The following is a 16,379-nucleotide window of genomic DNA, read 5'->3' as shown; positions in this document are numbered from 1 at the left end:
GGCCGTGGCGGGTCCTCGCTTCCGCCGCCCGTGAACGGCACCGGCAAACAACGCTACTTTGCCGCCATCGCCCGTCGCTGAAACAAGCCGAGTCCTAGGACAGCCGCCAGCACGCAGCCGACGCCGGCAACTTGGTTGGAATGCAGCGGCTCACCGAGTATCACGAAGGCCATCAATAACGCGGAAACCGGTGCGACTGCGGTGAAAAGCGACGCCTCGACGCCGCTCACACGCTCCGCCCCGGCATACCAAAGGATGAAACCGACAACGGTCGGCACCAGCGCGTAGTAGATCACTGCCGACATCGCACCTGCCGAGAATTCCCGTGGCACACCTTCTGCCAAGACGGCCGCCACCATGGCGACGCCGAAGCCAATCCCCGTCATCAATGCAGACTGCGTCAGCGCCGAGATCGGTGTGCTGAGGTTCTTGTTCAGGAGTATGAACAGGCTTTCGCAGATCACGGCTCCGAAAACCAGTGCGTTGCCAGGCAGGGATCCACTTCCGGCATCGGGTGAAAGCGCGATGAACAAAACGCCGGTTGTCGCCAGCACGATCGCCAACACCATCGACGAACGAGGCTTTTCGCGCAGAACAACGACGGAAAGCGCCCCGGCGACAACCGGCAACGTCCCGATGATGACGCCCGCGTCGGCCGCGGTGGTCAGCTTCAGGCCTGAGATCAGCAAGGTCGTGTAGCCAACACTGCCCGCACCGGCCTGAACGAAGACGATGATCCAGTCGCGAAGCGGCAAGCTTGGCAGGCGGGTCCCGGTCATACCCATCAAAAGCAGGAAGAACGGGAAGGCAGCGGCGAAGCGCAGAGCTGTCGCCGTGAACGGCGGCATGCCTGACGCAATGACCCGGCTTGCGATAACGGTGCTGCCAACCGTGATCATCGCCAGAGTCAGATAGAGGTAACCTTGCAAATGTCGCTGCATCGCCTTCTCCTGTTTGCGCAGAAGAAAGACCATAATTATCTAGCGATCTTGTATGAAATTGCAGCGCAGTCAGGCGACCGCATTGGCATAGGCGCGCGGAGAGACCCCATACTTCCGCACAAACACGCGCGTCATGTGGCTTTGGTCGACGAAGCCGCTGGCAATGGCGGCCTCCGCCAAGGGTGCGCCGCCCGCGATCAGACGCCGCGCAAGATGGATGCGGCGCTGGACCAGATAGGCATGTGGCGTCATGCCGGTTGCTTTCGCGAAACCCCGCAATACCTGAAACCGGCTGAGCCGGCTCGCACGGGCCAGGTCGGACAGAGAGATTGCCGCTGTAGGATCGCAGTCGATCATTTCCTGCGCGGTCCGAATGGCCTGGGGTGCACCCGGCCGATCGTTCGGGACGGCCTCCGCAAAGACGCGGGCGACGAGTTCAAGCAGGACTTGCTCCAGCTGCAGTTGCCGCCCTCCCTCGTTGGTCAAGAGCGCAAAAACTGCCTCGAAGTGCGCCGCGATCGCCTTGTCATGCAGCACCGGATGCGCAATCTCGACCGCCGATCGTCGTCCCCCTGTAACTTCGGAGAGGTTGGCAGTGATCACCGCAGGGTCGAAGTAGAGGATTCGCCACGACCTGCCCTCACCGATCGGCGTGCCATCATGCACTTCGTTCGGATTGACCGTGATGATGTCGCCGGCACCAGCCTCGACCATCCCACGCCCGCTCAGCGATTTCTGCGCACCTGACGAAACCAGCCCGATGCCGAACTGCTCATGAGTATGGCGCGCGAAGCTCCGGCCGCTACTGGCAGCCACGGCCTCAATGCCGGCAACCGCCGACCTGAACATGCGAAATTGACTGCGGGCCATGAGTGGGCTTTCAGAGATGAAGCCGCATAGTGCCAGCCGAAGCCACCGAAAACAACGGCAAGCGACACCCCTCGCTGCCCATCGCCTCAAGCGATCATGCTGGCCAAAGTGCTCAATGGAGCGTTTCGCCCAGATCCTTGTCTGCCAGAATCGCCCAGACATCATCGAGCGCGGCAACCAGGATATCGGTGAGCTCGTCTCCGCGATTCTCGAAAAAGGCAGCCTTGGTCGCTTCATCCTGCAGTTCGAAGAAGCGCTCGATTTCGTTCGACATCTCATTGTCCTTTCACGCGCCACCGACATGTGGCGATGGGAAAGGGTTAAAGGGACTGTCTTGCGCCGAACTGGTGAACGCTAGTCCATCGGGAAACGGCGGCTCGCCCATTCGCTCCTTGGAACCGGATTGCCGACGGCAAAGCTGAACGATTGGATTTTCGTGGCCCCATCGTCCACCTCGCAACGGAAACTGACATCATACCAGCGGCCCGCAGCCCGAAATGCGCCTTTCCGGACCTGGAGAACGGTGCCCTTTGACAAGCGGTAGGATGGCAGGAGTTCCGGCCGATATGACGGGGAACCATGCATCAGCTGCTGCCGAAGCTCCGTGCCGCAGAGTTGGTCGACACGAACACTCCGCGGCAGATCGCCCATTGCGGTTCTCGCTACTGGATCATTCGTCATATTCTGCGAGAACAATGTCTTCGCCTCCGTCAGCTCGACGGGCTTGTCCGCCTGTGCGGTTGCCGTCGCATCGGGCTTCGTTGCATTGGGCGGTTTGCCCTGCTCAAAGCTGGTCTTGGCCTCGCTTTCGGCGCCGGCGGCTGGACCGTTCTTCTCGGCATGGCTTTCCGCCAGGTCGACCCGCGGCAGGTCGACATCATCAGGGACCGGATTGGCCGGCGGTTCCTTGCTTTCAGGTGTCTTGGCTGCCTCTGTCGTTTGCTCCGGTTTCACCTGATCTTCCTGGGTTTCAGGCTTGGGTTCAGGTGAAGGCTTCGGCGTATCAGACTTTACACCCGCGACGGAAGCATCCCCCTCGGTCGATTTCTCCGGGCCGGAATCCTTGTCGCCAAATTCCGTCACCGGGCGCAGCACCGGCAGCGGCTGCCCCTTGCCAGACTGCTCCTTGGACTTGGCATCCTCTGCAGCTGCTGCTTCCGGTGGTTTTTCCGGCGGTTTCTCTTCCGGCGTCTTTGCCTGCTCCGGCGGCGGAGGCGGTGGTGGCGGAGGCGGCGGCTGCTCGGCCTTCTCTTGCTTCGGCGGTTCCGGCGGCTTCTCGGCCGGCTTTTCCTCTGCCTTCTTCTCCTCGGGTTTCGGCTCCTCTGGCTTGGGCTCTTCCGGCATCTTCAATTCCGGCAGCTTCTCCTCGGGTTTCTTTTCCTCTGGTTTCTTTTCTTCTGGCGGTGGCACGAGGTCGACGCTGACGGTTTCCTCCTCCGGCTGAGGCGCAGGTACGGGCAGCTTCACGAGAAAGAAGCCGACGACGGCAAGGTGCAGCAGAACGGAGGCAAAGATGCCCCAGCCGAATGCTCCCCATTTCTTTCCCGAAGTCTGCTGCATGCCTACGAACGATGCCCTGCGCCACGCTACCGATGTGGCCTTTTAAGAAGGCATCATCAAGCCGTAAAACAAAAAAGCCTCGTGCCACGCGAACGCAACCGTTTTCGCGCGGCACGTCCTCCACATGTTTGCGCGTATTCGCCTCTGCGAGAAGGTCAAGGGCTATCCGAGCGAGCCTATGATCTCGCGATAGGCAGCCTCCGGAAACGCCTTTAGCGTCTTGGTGCGCACATTACCCGCCATCCCAAGCGACAGCCCGAAGCGCGCCATGACAGCATCGTCAGGCGCCTCGCAGACAGCAACCATGTCGTGATCGCCCAAGGTAAGGAAGAAATTCTGGAAGGAGCCGCCCATGTCGCCAAGCAGCTTCTTTGCCGCGTCCAGGCGCTTTGCCGAGTCGCGAACGTTGCGAATGCCCTGATCCGTCCAATTAATAAGCACGATGTAAGTGGTCATTGCACACCTCCCACCGGAGGGTCTTGGCCCTACGCAACAGGCTATGGCGACCTTCGCTCACGCGCTGTGGTCGGTCCTGTCCCCCGTAGTGTCTACCTTACTCCTGTCCCCATGCGACAACAAGAAATGCCACGGCCCGCAAGGGTGCCAGAAAAGCAAAAGCCGGGCACAAGGCCCGGCTCTTGGATGTTTCCAGTCGAAGGTGGAAGCTTAGCTGTCCAGGAAGCTGCGAAGCTTTCTCGAACGGCTCGGGTGCTTCAGCTTGCGCAGCGCCTTCGCTTCGATCTGACGGATACGTTCGCGGGTAACCGAGAACTGCTGACCGACTTCCTCGAGCGTATGGTCGGTGTTCATGCCGATGCCGAAACGCATGCGCAGCACGCGCTCTTCGCGCGGCGTCAGTGATGCCAGAACGCGGGTCGTCGTTTCGCGCAGATTCGCCTGGATGGCGGCGTCGATCGGCAGCAGCGCGTTCTTGTCCTCGATGAAATCGCCGAGGTGTGAATCCTCTTCGTCACCGACAGGGGTTTCGAGCGAGATCGGCTCCTTGGCGATCTTCAGGACCTTGCGGACCTTTTCGAGCGGCATGGCAAGCTTTTCGGCCAGTTCTTCCGGCGTCGGCTCGCGACCGATTTCGTGCAGCATCTGGCGCGACGTGCGGACGATCTTGTTGATCGTTTCGATCATATGCACCGGAATACGGATCGTGCGGGCCTGGTCGGCGATGGAACGGGTGATCGCCTGACGGATCCACCACGTCGCGTAAGTCGAGAACTTGTAGCCGCGGCGGTATTCGAACTTGTCGACCGCCTTCATCAGGCCGATGTTGCCCTCCTGAATGAGGTCGAGGAACTGCAGACCACGGTTCGTGTACTTCTTGGCGATGGAGATGACGAGGCGAAGGTTCGCTTCGACCATTTCCTTCTTGGCGATGCGGGCTTCGCGCTCGCCCTTCTGCACCATGTGCACGATGCGGCGGAATTCCGAGATCGAGATGCCGGTTTCCGTTGCGAGATTCTGGATCTCCTGGCGGATGTCGCGGATCGTCGTGTTTTCGCCCTTGGCGAATTCCTTCCAGCCGCGTGCCGCCAGATTGCCGATCGACTTCATCCAGTTCGGATCGAGTTCGGCGCCCTGATACTGCTCGAGGAACGAGTCGCGCTTGACGCCGTAGGATTCAGCGAGACGCAGCAGGCGGCCTTCGTTCTGAACGAGGCGCTTGTTAATGTCGTAAAGCTGCTCGACGAGGGCGTCGATGCGGTTCTGGTTCAGCGACAGAGACTTGACGGCCTTGATGAGCTCATCCTTGAGCTCCTTGTACCGGCGCTCCTGGGCAGACGACAGCGTGCCGGTGGCAGCGAGCCGCTGCTCGACCTGCTGGTCCTGAAGCTTGCGCAGCTTCTTGTAGGTCTCGGCGATGATGTCGAGCGTTTCCATGACCTGCGGGCGCAGTTCCGCTTCCATAGCGGCGAGCGACAGGTTGGACTCGTCTTCGTCTTCTTCTTCCTCTTCCGGAGGAAGGCCTTCGCCGCCGACATTGGTGATGTCGTCGTCGCCAGAACGGACGCGGCGCGTCTTTTCCTTCTCTTCGGCGGCCTTGCGGTCAGCCTCGATCTTCTCGGGGCTTTGGAACTGCGGTGCAGCCTTGGCTTCCGGGCCGGAATAGGTGGTTTCGAGGTCGATGATCTCGCGAAGCAGCGTCGTGCCTTCGTTGAGCTCATCGCGCCAGATGATCAGCGCCTGGAACGTCAGCGGGCTTTCGCAGAGGCCGCCGATCATGGTTTCGCGGCCGGCCTCGATGCGCTTTGCGATCGCAATTTCGCCTTCGCGCGACAGCAGCTCCACCGAGCCCATTTCGCGCAGATACATGCGAACCGGATCGTCGGTGCGGTCGGTCGGTTCCTTCTTCTTGGCGGTCGCAAGGGCAGTGCCGCCGGAAGGTGCGAGCTCGCCGCCTTCGCTCTCGTCGTCGGAGCCGGAATCATCATCGTCGCCGCCGGCCGTGGCTTCCTCGGCTTCTTCGTCTTCGATGACGTTGATGCCCATGTCCGACAACATCGACATCGTGTCTTCGATCTGCTCGGACGTCACTTCTTCTGACGGCAGGACGGCGTTCAACTCGTCCATCGTTACATAGCCGCGCTTCTTCGCGGCCTTGATCATCTTCTTGACCGCGTCATCGGAAAGATCGAGAAGAGGGCCGTCGGTGCCGCCGTCGCGTTCGACTTCCGCTTCTTCGTTTTCTTTGACCTTGGTTGCCATTTATGTCGTCGCCTTCCTGACGCTATTCAAACTCGTCGCAGTGAACGGCCGCACGCAGCCGATACGCCGCAAACGACCGTCTCGAATCACCTAGTCTCACCTAACGGGATGAGATTTAATGCCTGATTAACCACGATTGCCGGCGCCGGACGACAGAGCTTCATTGTCATCAAATGTCCGGCCATGGTTGTGCGATCCGCCCTTGACCCAGTTCACCGCTTTCCAAGTCGAACGGTGATTCCCACATTTTTTGTTCTCGTCAAGCTTTTCTAGCAAAAAAGCCTCACAAAACCCGGAAAAAGCCTTATCCACAGGCCCGGAACCGCCCAAGCGATTGCCAACCATAAATAGGATGTCACCACGAGAAGACAAGAGCAGCAGGCATTCTTCCTGAACAGCCAAGTCGCCGCCAAGATTCGACGTGCCCGCCGTTTGTTTTGTTCGACCTCCGTCGAAGCTTAATGCGACTGCCCATCCCAGGGCTGGATCTCCAGACTTGCAAGATCAACAGCGGGAATGCAGCGAACGTTGATGCAGGCCATCTCGGCACCGTCAGGCATCTTAGCTTCCGCGAAGGGAGCGATGCCGCAAGTGCCGCAAAAGCGGTGCTGGATCGTGTGGGTATTGAACGTATAGGTGGACAGCTTCTCACGCGGCGTTCTCAGGGTGAACTTGTCGCGGGGAACGAAGGCGAGCAGCCCTCCGCGCCGTCGGCATAGCGAACAATTGCAATCAAGGGCGGAGGTGAACTCCCCTCCTCCTCAAATGCGATGTTGCCGCAATGGCAGCTTCCTTCGTACTGCATCGATCCTCCTCAGTTCCAGTCCATAACCACCTTGCCTGAATTGCCCGAGCGCATCGCCTCGAATCCCTCCCGGAACTCATCGATCCCGATCCGGTGCGTGATAACGGGCGACAAATCCAGCCCGCCCTGCACGAAAGCAATCATCTTGTACCAAGTCTCGAACATCTCGCGACCGTAGATGCCCTTCAGGTTAAGCATCTTGAAGATGACTTTGTTCCAGTCGATCTCGAAGCCGGCAGGCGCAATGCCGAGGATCGCGATCTTGCCGCCATTGTTCATCTTGTCGATCATGTCGCGAAAGGCCGGCGCAGCGCCGGACATTTCAAGCCCGACGTCGAAGCCCTCGGTCATTCCGATCGACTTCATCACGTCGGTGAGGTTCTCCTTCGAGGCATCGACGACATAATCGATGCCGAGCTTGCGGGCGAGATCAAGCCGATGCGGGTTGATGTCTGTTATGACCACCTTGCGGGCGCCCGATCGCTTGGCGACCAGCGCCCCCATGATGCCGATCGGGCCCGCGCCGGTGACAAGCACATCCTCGCCGACGAGATCGAAGGAAAGAGCTGTATGCACCGCGTTGCCAAACGGGTCGAAGATCGCGGCGATCTCATCGGAAATATCGTCCGGAATCGGCACCACATTCGCCTCGGGAATGCAGACGAACTCTCCGAACGAGCCGGGGCGGTTGACGCCGACGCCGAGCGTGTTGCGGCAGAGGTGGCCCCTGCCCGCACGACAGTTGCGGCACTTGCCGCAGACGATATGCCCCTCGCCGGAAACACGTTCACCGACATGGTATTTCGTAACCGCCGAGCCGATCTCAGCGATCTCTCCGCAGAATTCATGGCCGACGACCATCGGCACAGGAATGGTCTTCTGCGCCCACTGGTCCCAGTTCCAGATATGGACATCGGTACCGCAGATCGCGGATTTCTTCACCTTGATCAACACGTCGTTCGGTCCGACCTCGGGAACCGGGACATGTTCCATCCAAAGCCCCACCTCCGGCTTCGCCTTGACCAGCGCCTTCATCATGTTCGACATGATCTAACTCTCCCAAACCCTTTAAATGACACCGAGTTCGCGGCCGGCTTCGGCAAAGGCCGCAATCGTCCGCTCGACATCTGCACGTGAATGCGCCGCCGACATCTGCGTGCGGATGCGCGCCTGTCCCTTTGGCACGACAGGGAAGGAGAAGCCGATCACATAGACGCCCTTCTTCAGCATGAGCGCCGCCATGTCCTGCGCCAGCTTGGCGTCGCCAAGCATGACAGGAATGATCGGATGCCCCTCGCCCGCCAAGGTGAAGCCGAGCTTCGTCATTTCGGAGCGGAACAGCGCCGCATTGGCTGCCAACCGCTCGCGCAGCGCATCACCGTTCTCGATGAGATCGAAGACCTTGAGCGACGCAGCCGCAATTACCGGTGCCAGCGTGTTCGAGAACAGATAGGGGCGCGACCGCTGCCGCAGCCAGTCGACGATTTCCGCCTTTGCCGAAGTATAGCCGCCGGAGGCACCGCCGAGCGCCTTCCCGAGCGTGCCGGTGATGATGTCGACCCGGCCCTCAACCCCGCAATGCTCGGCTGACCCGCGCCCATGCTTCCCGACGAAGCCGACGGCGTGGCTGTCGTCGACCATGACCATCGCACCATATTTCTCGGCGAGGTCGCAGACGCCCTGCAGGTTGGCAATAATGCCGTCCATCGAGAAGACACCATCAGTAGCGATCAGCTTGAAGCGGCTGCCTTCCGCCTTCTTCAGCTCTTCCTCCAGCGCCGTCATGTCGTTGTTGGCATAGCGGAAGCGCTTCGCCTTGGAGAGACGCACGCCATCGATGATCGAGGCGTGGTTCAGCGCGTCGGAGATGATTGCATCCTCCTCGCCGAGCAGCGTCTCGAAGAGACCGCCATTGGCGTCGAAACAAGAGGAATAGAGGATCGTGTCTTCCATGCCGAGGAAGGAGGAAATGCGGGCCTCGAGCTGTTTGTGCTCTTCCTGTGTACCGCAGATAAAGCGCACCGACGCCATGCCGTAGCCATAGCGGTCGAGCGCCTTCTTCCCCGCTTCGACAAGCTCCTCATTATCAGCGAGCCCGAGATAGTTGTTGGCGCAGAAGTTCAGCACGCGCTCGCCGGAGGCAACGGCAATCTCGCCTGCCTGCTTGGAGGTGATGACGCGCTCGGACTTGTAAAGTCCGGCATCCTTCAGTGCGGCAAGTTCGGTGCGGAGGTAGGAGAGGAATTCCAAGGTCATTGAATGCCCTTCTTGTGATGTTTCCCGATGCCCTGCACTAGCACATAGCCAAGAGCCTGTCTTGCCGTCGTCAACGCCGGATTTCGCCGCCATAGTTCGCCAAAGCATATCCGCGGTACGATTTTGACAGAGATCAATGCAGGTCGGCGCGAAAGGAGTAGAATCGGCTTCATCCAACAGAAAGGCGGGTCAAAATGACGATCAAAACCGTTCTAGCTGTTCTCGGCGTCGACCATTGGGCCGACGACCTCAGCAACGCCGTGAAGTTCTGCGAGGGTCACGACGCACATCTGACAGCGCTTGTGATGAGCATGGGTGCCGTGCCCGCGATCGCAACATACCAGGCGATCTCCACAGCGTGGCTCGACGAGCAGCAGCGCGAAATCGAACACCTCGGCGAAGAAGCTGCGGCAGTCAAAGCGGAACTGCGGAACGCCGATCTTTCAAGCGATGTGCAGGAAATCTACACAGAGTTCGCCTGGGTCGATGACGACATCGCCGAACGTTCCCTTTATGCGGACCTGGTTCTTGTCGAGGCTCAGACGGCGCGCAACGAGCCCCTGCGAAAACGCGTTATCGACGGAGCACTCTTTCAATCGCCGACCCCGATTTTGATCAATCCCGCCAAGAGATCGATGACGACGTCTCCGAAGTCGGTATTGCTTGCTTGGGACTCCAGCAACGAAGCCGCCCGTGCGGCGCGGCAATCCCTGGATTTCCTGAAAGCCAGCGACACGGTTCACGTGACACTTATTGATCCGGTCTCTTCAGCAACAGCAAACGGTGAGGAACCTGGAGCCGACATCGCGGCCTATCTTGCGCGGCATGGGATCAATGTCGAAGTTGACCGCGTGCCCAGCGGCGGACGGCGGGTGGACGAGGCATTGAGGCAGCACGCCCTCGATGTCGCGGCAGATCTCATCGTGATGGGTGCCTATAACCACCCACGCCTGCAGCAACGCCTCTTCGGTGGCGTAACACAGTCCATGCTGAAAGACAGCACCGTTCCGATGTTTCTATCTCGGTAAAGTTTGGTAAAACGCGTGGCTCGAGACGGGGGGCTTTGGATCCTAAAGACCTTGAAAGCGTCAGCATGTCATGCCCGATCCAACCGTCACCCTCGGCGCAGCCTAGTCATCGTGACCGAGGATCACATCCAGAAACGCATCACCGTAGCGCTCGAGCTTCGACTGGCCGACCCCCGAGATGTTGAGCATCTCCTTGTGCGTCCGCGGCCGCTCGGTCGCGAAGGCGATGAGTGTCGTATCGGGGAAGACAACATAGGGCGGCACGCCGAGCGAGCGCGCGATCGCCGTCCGCTCCGCGCGCAAGGCTTCGAAGAGCACGCCGTCTCCGCCTGAAAGAACGGAGCGCCGCTCGACCTGCGCCGTTCGTTTCGAACGTCGTTCCGCAACCGGACGATCCTTGCGGAAGAAAACCGGGCGTTCGCGCTTGAAGACGGCGCGGGCCTCCGCCTCGAGCTTCAGGGCGCCGAACGCTTCATTGTCGACGCGGACTAATCCCATCGCAAGCAATTGCCGGAATACCGATTGCCACGTGCGGGCCGGCAGATCATTTCCGGCGCCAAAGACCGGCATTGTCGTGTGGCCGAAGCGTTCAGTCTTCTCGTTGACGTTGCCGAGCAGCACATCCACGACATGCCCGGTGCCGAACCGCTCGCCGGTCCGGTAGATCGCGGCAAGCGCCTTGATGGCTGCCTCCGTCCCGTCCCAGGTCTCGACCGGCTTCAGGCAGGTATCGCAGCCACCGCACTTGCCGGCATGCGCCTCGCCGAAATGCGCAAGGATTGCCTGACGGCGGCACGAGGCGGTTTCGCAGATCGCCAGCAGCGCGTTCAGCTTGGAGCGCTCAACGCGTTTGATCTCGTCGGCCGCACCACCGTCGTCGATCATCCGGCGGCGCTGGATGACGTCGGCCATGCCGTAGGCCATCCAGACTTCGGAAGGCAGGCCGTCGCGCCCGGCGCGGCCCGTCTCCTGGTAGTACGCCTCGACCGAGCCCGGCAGATCGAGATGCGCGACGTAGCGCACATTCGGCTTGTCGATCCCCATGCCGAAGGCGACGGTGGCGACAAGGCAAAGCTCATCCTCTTTCAGAAAGGCATCCTGATTTGCATCGCGAAGCACCCTGTCCATGCCGGCGTGATAGGGAAGCGCCCGAATGCCCTGCCCGTTCAGCCACTCGGCCGTATCCTCGACCTTGGCGCGGGACAGACAGTAGACGATACCGCTGTTGCCTTTGTGTCCGGAAAGAAACCGCAGCAACTGCTGGCGCGGCTGATCGCGCTCGACGATTTCGTAGGAAATGTTCGGGCGATCGAAGCTGGTCGTAAAGACCTGGGCATTGTTCAGCGCCAACCGTTCGACGATATCGTCGCGGGTGTGCGAGTCGGCCGTCGCCGTCAGCGCAATGCGCGGCACACCCGGGTAGTGCTCCGCCAGCTTGCCAAGCTCGCGATACTCGGGGCGGAAGTCATGGCCCCATTGGGAAACACAATGCGCCTCGTCGATCGCGAAGAGCGAGATCCGCGCGTTACCGATCGTGTCGCGGAAGCCATCCATGAGAATGCGCTCCGGCGTCACGTAAAGGAGATCGAGCTTGCCTGCGGCAATCGCGCGACGAACCTCGATGAACTCCTCGCGTGACAGCGCCGAGTTCAGTGCCGCGGCCCTGATGCCGAGCTGCTTCATCGCCTCCACCTGATCGCGCATCAGCGCAATCAGCGGCGAAACGACAATGCCGACACCTTCGCGGCAGAGCGCCGGAATCTGGAAGCAGAGCGATTTGCCGGCCCCCGTCGGAAAGAGAACGACGGCATCGCCGCCGGCGACGACATGCTCCACCACCTGCTGCTGCTTGCCGCGGAAGGCCGGATAGCCATAGACACGGTTAAGAATGCCAAGAGGCGAGCGCTCCGCGCCGAACAGCGCATCGCCGGCAGAAAGTTGCTCTGTAGAATCCCTCAATGGCTAGCCGCTCCCTTGACGCGGCCGGAGAGCACGCCGAATCCATCGATGATCGCTTCCTGGTTCTCTAAGCGAAGCCCCTCGAAATGAACCTCCTGCAATGCGCGCATCAACTGATCGATCACCTCGCCGTTGCCGGCCTCGGTTGCCTCGGCGATCTCGCGTTCGAGCTCGATCTTCTGGAAACGCAGCGCTTTGGCGCGTTTGTGGAAGGCGAGCGCCTGCCGGTAGCCTTCGCGCGCATCCTCCATCGCAGCCTCCGATGTAGCGATCCAAAGGCGGGCATTGCGGATCTGCTGCTCGAGCCCCTGCAGCAATGAGCCGAAGCCTTGCTCTTCCATGCGCTCCAGCAGGTGCTCTCGCGTGAGGTGCGGGCCGGCCACGGCCGCGGCGGCGCCGAGCATGACAGACCAGAGCCGCTGAAGCTCGCGATTGTCGTAGTCGATCGAGGCGATTTCGTCGTACTCGTCCTGCATCAAGGCCGGATGATTGATAACTGTCAGCGCCAGAACGCTCTCGCGCAAGGCAGGCGTCTCCTGGTGGCCTCGAACCAGACCGGAGCGGGCGAGCCGATCGGAAATGCCTCCGCCGGAAAGGCGCGGGCCGCGTGGCCCCTCGTTGCCACGGCCACGGGATTGTCCACCGCCACGATCAAAGCTTCGCCGCTCATTGCCGCGATTCTGGAATTGCGGCTGGAAGAAGCCGTTCAGGCGGTCGCGCATATCCTGCTGGTAGTGACGGCGCACATTCTCATCGGCAATGACACCAACCAGCTGCTTCAACCGCGCTTCGAGCTCGGCCTTCGCTTCAGGCGTCTCGAACTGCCCGGTATTGATCTCACGGCCCCAGATCATCTCTGCCAGCGGCTTCGCCTGGCTCATCACCTTGTCGAAGGGCGCACGGCCTTCGTTGCGCACCAAATCGTCCGGGTCCTTGCCGTCGGGCAACAGGGCAAAGCGCACGGTGCGCCCCGGCTTGATATGCGGAAGCGCCAGATCGGCAGCGCGATTGGCGGCGCGAATGCCGGCGCCGTCGCCATCGAAGCAAAGCACGGGCTGCGGCGTTATCTTCCAGAGGAGTTCAAGCTGGTTCTCGGTCAATGCCGTGCCGAGCGGCGCCACGGCATTCTCGACGCCGGCCTGATGCAGCGCGATCACGTCCATATAGCCTTCGACGGCGATGATCGTGCCCTCGCCGTTCGCACCCTGCGTCGCCCGGCGGGCGCGTGCGAAATTGTAGAGCACATTGCCTTTGTGGAACAGCTCTGTCTCGTTGGAATTGAGATACTTCGCGGGCGCATCCGGCGACATGGCACGCCCCCCGAACGCAATTACCTTCTCGCGAGATGACAGGATCGGGAACATGATGCGGTCGCGGAAGCGATCGTAGGAGACCGGCACCTCGGGACCATGGACCACCAGCCCACATGCTTCGATCTGTTCCTTGGCAATGCCCTTGCCCGCCAGAAACTCCTTGAGTGCGTTTCGGCTATCGGGGGCAAAGCCGAGCCGGAAGGTCTCGATCGTGCGTCCCGTCAGCCCGCGGTCGCGAAGATAAGCCCGCGCCCGCGCGCCGTTTGCCGTCTGCAACTGATCCTGAAAGTACTTGGTCGCAAGCTCCATCACGTCGAGAAGCGAAGTGCGCTCCTTCTCGCGCTTCTCCATAACCGGATCGGCAACCGGCATGGCAACGCCCGCCATGTCGGCGATCTGCTGCACCGCCTCCGGAAAATTCAACCCTTCCAGATCTGTGAGAAAGCGGAAGTGATCGCCGGTGACGCCGCAGCCGAAGCAGTGGTAGCGCCCCTTTCGGTCCTCGCAGTGGAAGCTCGGCGACTTCTCGCCGTGAAACGGGCAGCAGGCCCAATAGTCGCCGCGCGACACGTTGGTCTTGCGCTTGTCCCAGCTCACACGACGGCCAATCACGTCCGAAATCGGCACGCGATCGCGTATCTCGTCGAGAAAGGAATTGGAAAAGCGCATGTGAACCTCTTGATTGGGTCCATATAAGCAGGTTCATACGCAGATGCCACGGCATTTGGGCGAAAGCCGCGCTATTCACAGGACCATTGCCTGCTCAAAATTCTCCCGAAATGAGTGTTCAAAAATGCGTTACCGCCCCTGCGACAGGGGGTGCGACACTGACGGCAATAACCCCACGTTTTGCGTGTATGTAAGCAGGCGTCCCGACCGTCTCAGTTCTTGACTATCGTCAAAAACCGATTTCGGAACAACGGCTTCCGAATTGCTCCGACCGACGAATTTCATGTCGGCGCGCAGTAGCCTCCATCGCGGTTGCCACACCTAAGGCAGCCCCGTCGCCAATCATTATTTTTTTGTAATTTGAATCAGTTGCCGCGTCGCAATAACTTCAATGGGAAAGAAGCGATCCCCAAGCGAGGCACCATCCCTACCCCCGGCGCCGCCTCGCAAGGGTGTCTTTGCGAGTAACCGGTGGCTTGGATCTCGGTCCTGCGTCGCCACCGGAAGCAAAGAGCAAGAAGGCAGGAGCACCCCCAGCTCCTGCCTTCTATAATTTCACCTAAAAGTTTTATCTTCGATGTCTCCATGTCCGCTGTGGGCAGTGGATGGCATTGACAGTTCTCCTTCGATGCCCAATGAAAGTATCCTACCGGGATCATCGAATGCCACATAGAGTTGAGGATTTTTTAGAAAGCGACGCCTTTTTCGTGGCCGTGCTGAACTGCGCCCGCGAAATGCTGACGATCTACCGCGAGAGCCCGCGCATCGCATCGATCTTTGCCGCGCAGCAACGCTGGTTGATGGCCCATGCCGGCTTTGCACTCCACTTCGGCTATCCCGGCGAACCGAAGCTCGGCCTTTATTCGCGCCGTTTCATCGCCTTTGCCGTTGCGAACAAGATTGCGAGCCGCAATACCGCCGCAGCCTTTATCCAGGAAATGCTAGCCTACCGGTTCCTTAGTCCGGTCTTGAGTACCAGCGACAAGCGCACGCGCCTGTTGGAGCCGACGGAAACCGCTCACGAACACTTTTACAGGTGGCTCGCCACCCACCTTTTTATTCTCGACAGTCTTGACGGCGGCAATCGGCTGGACCGGATGAATGCCGACCCCTCGGCCTTCTCGAGGATGCAGCCGCTGATCTCCAAGGGGATTATCGATAGCGATGCCGTGCGCGACCCAGGCGCTACATACAATCTGTTCAACTGGGCAAACTCCGGCGGCCTGATCATGGACTACCTTATGATCAGTATCGACAACTTCGATCGCAACTCGGAACGGGCCCACATCGGCCCCGTGTCGCTCAAGGAAATCCGTGACCAGTTCATGATCTCCAACACGCATTTGAAGCGCCTGCTGACGACGGCATCCGAAATGGGAAGCGTGGGTTGGACACAACCGCCCTATAAGGGCGATACCTGGATTTCGCGCGCGTTTATCATGGAGTATTGGGGTTATCAGGCCGCGAAATTCGCCATTGTCGATGCTGCCGCAGAAGCGGTTCTGGGGCTCGCCGCCAGAAAGACGGCGAGCCTGCGCTGATTAGTTCAGCTGTTCCTTGACGGCGCCGGAGGCCTTGGAGAAATCCATCTGGCCGGCATAGCGCTCCTTCAGGACGGCCATCACCTTGCCCATGTCCTTCGGGCCGGCGGCGCCGATTTCCGCGATGATCGCGGCGATGTTGCTGCGAACCTCCGCATCCGAAAGCTGTTTCGGCAGGAAATCATGGAGCACCGCAATTTCGGCACGCTCTTTAGCGGCCAGTTCGGGGCGCGCGTTTTCTTCGTAGATCTTCGCCGATTCGTCGCGCTGCTTCACCATCTTGGCGAGGATCTGCAGGATTTCGTCGTCGCTCGCTTCTTCCTTGCCGGCGCCACGATTGGCAATATCCCGGTCCTTGATGGCGGCCTGAATCAGGCGAACGGTCGAGAGCCGCTCGGCATTCTTGGACTTCATGGCATCCTTGAGGGCGGCGGCGAGTTGATCGCGCAACATCATAATCACTCCTGTTTGAATGCCGCTTCATAAACCACGCGAATGCATGGGATCAAATAAATTGCGGAAAATGACGGCAGAAAGCGCGAGAAAACCCGCAGAATGTGCGCTACAAAGATTGACCTCGCGCAACAGCGTGGCTATTTACCGCCACCTGCACCAAAATTCGTGATCAGGCCTGAGAGCGCGCGCCTTGCCGCGCGCATATGCTTGCGAACCAAATGGCCGGCCAACGTTGCCCAAGGACGTGTGGCTGCCGGAAACGG

At 60.2% G+C, this 16,379-nt stretch carries 14 protein-coding genes and 1 pseudogene; 2 read left to right on the top strand and 13 right to left on the bottom strand.

Annotated elements, in window-relative coordinates:
* Positions 1-53 precede the first annotated feature (53 nt).
* The 10 genes and pseudogenes from AC1DPR_RS07475 to AC1DPR_RS07430 form a co-directional block, all read right to left on the bottom strand.
* Entirely contained in the window at positions 54-941 is an 888-nt protein-coding gene (locus AC1DPR_RS07475; protein WP_025659302.1) for a DMT family transporter, read from the bottom strand.
* Positions 942-1,010: 69 nt separating this feature from the next.
* Positions 1,011-1,811 carry an AraC family transcriptional regulator gene (locus AC1DPR_RS07470; protein WP_018857172.1) on the bottom strand — a complete coding sequence of 267 codons (801 nt, stop codon included), beginning with the start codon at positions 1,809-1,811 and terminating at the stop codon, positions 1,011-1,013.
* 112 nt (positions 1,812-1,923) lie between these two features.
* On the bottom strand, positions 1,924-2,085 hold the full coding sequence (locus tag AC1DPR_RS07465; RefSeq protein ID WP_018116301.1) for a hypothetical protein: 162 nt from the start codon (positions 2,083-2,085) through the stop codon (positions 1,924-1,926).
* A gap of 80 nt (positions 2,086-2,165) precedes the next feature.
* A complete protein-coding gene (locus AC1DPR_RS07460; protein ID WP_477816042.1) occupies positions 2,166-3,371 on the bottom strand; it encodes a DUF930 domain-containing protein in 1,206 nt (401 codons plus the stop codon).
* A 162-nt stretch (positions 3,372-3,533) separates the two neighbouring features.
* Positions 3,534-3,827 (bottom strand): GYD domain-containing protein, encoded by a 294-nt coding sequence (locus tag AC1DPR_RS07455; RefSeq protein WP_018116303.1) that lies wholly within the window; start codon positions 3,825-3,827, stop codon positions 3,534-3,536.
* Positions 3,828-4,037: 210 nt separating this feature from the next.
* The gene (gene rpoD, locus AC1DPR_RS07450; RefSeq protein ID WP_007534225.1) at positions 4,038-6,089 is read right to left on the bottom strand and encodes an RNA polymerase sigma factor RpoD; all 2,052 of its coding nucleotides are present in this window, start codon (positions 6,087-6,089) and stop codon (positions 4,038-4,040) included.
* Positions 6,090-6,215: 126 nt separating this feature from the next.
* A complete protein-coding gene (locus AC1DPR_RS07445; protein WP_131815344.1) occupies positions 6,216-6,491 on the bottom strand; it encodes a hypothetical protein in 276 nt (91 codons plus the stop codon).
* A gap of 56 nt (positions 6,492-6,547) precedes the next feature.
* Positions 6,548-6,894 (bottom strand): annotated as a pseudogene (locus AC1DPR_RS07440) (GFA family protein).
* Positions 6,895-6,903: 9 nt separating this feature from the next.
* Positions 6,904-7,941 carry an L-threonine 3-dehydrogenase gene (gene tdh / locus AC1DPR_RS07435; RefSeq protein WP_018116225.1) on the bottom strand — a complete coding sequence of 346 codons (1,038 nt, stop codon included), beginning with the start codon at positions 7,939-7,941 and terminating at the stop codon, positions 6,904-6,906.
* A 21-nt stretch (positions 7,942-7,962) separates the two neighbouring features.
* On the bottom strand, positions 7,963-9,150 hold the full coding sequence (locus tag AC1DPR_RS07430) for a glycine C-acetyltransferase (protein ID WP_477816041.1): 1,188 nt from the start codon (positions 9,148-9,150) through the stop codon (positions 7,963-7,965).
* A 194-nt stretch (positions 9,151-9,344) separates the two neighbouring features.
* On the opposite strand from AC1DPR_RS07430, the gene AC1DPR_RS07425 reads away from it, so the two are divergent.
* Positions 9,345-10,178: a universal stress protein gene (locus tag AC1DPR_RS07425; RefSeq protein ID WP_018857176.1), complete on the top strand. Its 834-nt coding sequence runs from the start codon at positions 9,345-9,347 to the stop codon at positions 10,176-10,178.
* Positions 10,179-10,280: 102 nt separating this feature from the next.
* Here the strand turns inward: AC1DPR_RS07425 and recQ are convergent, their stop codons facing one another.
* Both recQ and dnaG read right to left on the bottom strand, forming a co-directional pair.
* The gene (gene recQ / locus AC1DPR_RS07420) at positions 10,281-12,137 is read right to left on the bottom strand and encodes a DNA helicase RecQ (protein WP_018857177.1); all 1,857 of its coding nucleotides are present in this window, start codon (positions 12,135-12,137) and stop codon (positions 10,281-10,283) included.
* On the bottom strand, positions 12,134-14,119 hold the full coding sequence (dnaG, locus tag AC1DPR_RS07415; RefSeq protein WP_169681521.1) for a DNA primase: 1,986 nt from the start codon (positions 14,117-14,119) through the stop codon (positions 12,134-12,136). Before dnaG ends, recQ begins: the two co-directional genes overlap by 4 nt.
* Before the next feature lie 662 nt (positions 14,120-14,781).
* Here dnaG and AC1DPR_RS07410 point away from each other — a divergent pair.
* Positions 14,782-15,660 carry a hypothetical protein gene (locus AC1DPR_RS07410; RefSeq protein ID WP_018857179.1) on the top strand — a complete coding sequence of 293 codons (879 nt, stop codon included), beginning with the start codon at positions 14,782-14,784 and terminating at the stop codon, positions 15,658-15,660.
* On the opposite strand, the gene AC1DPR_RS07405 is transcribed toward AC1DPR_RS07410, so the two are convergent.
* Positions 15,661-16,113, bottom strand: a complete 453-nt coding sequence (locus tag AC1DPR_RS07405; protein ID WP_025659295.1) for a GatB/YqeY domain-containing protein — start codon at positions 16,111-16,113, stop codon at positions 15,661-15,663. It abuts the gene before it with no gap.
* Between the last annotated feature and the right edge of the window lie 266 nt (positions 16,114-16,379).

The organism is Rhizobium sp. 01T417 (assembly GCF_056398905.1).
Note: the sequence above shows the minus strand (reverse complement) of the source record. Positions and strands in the feature narration are given on the sequence as shown.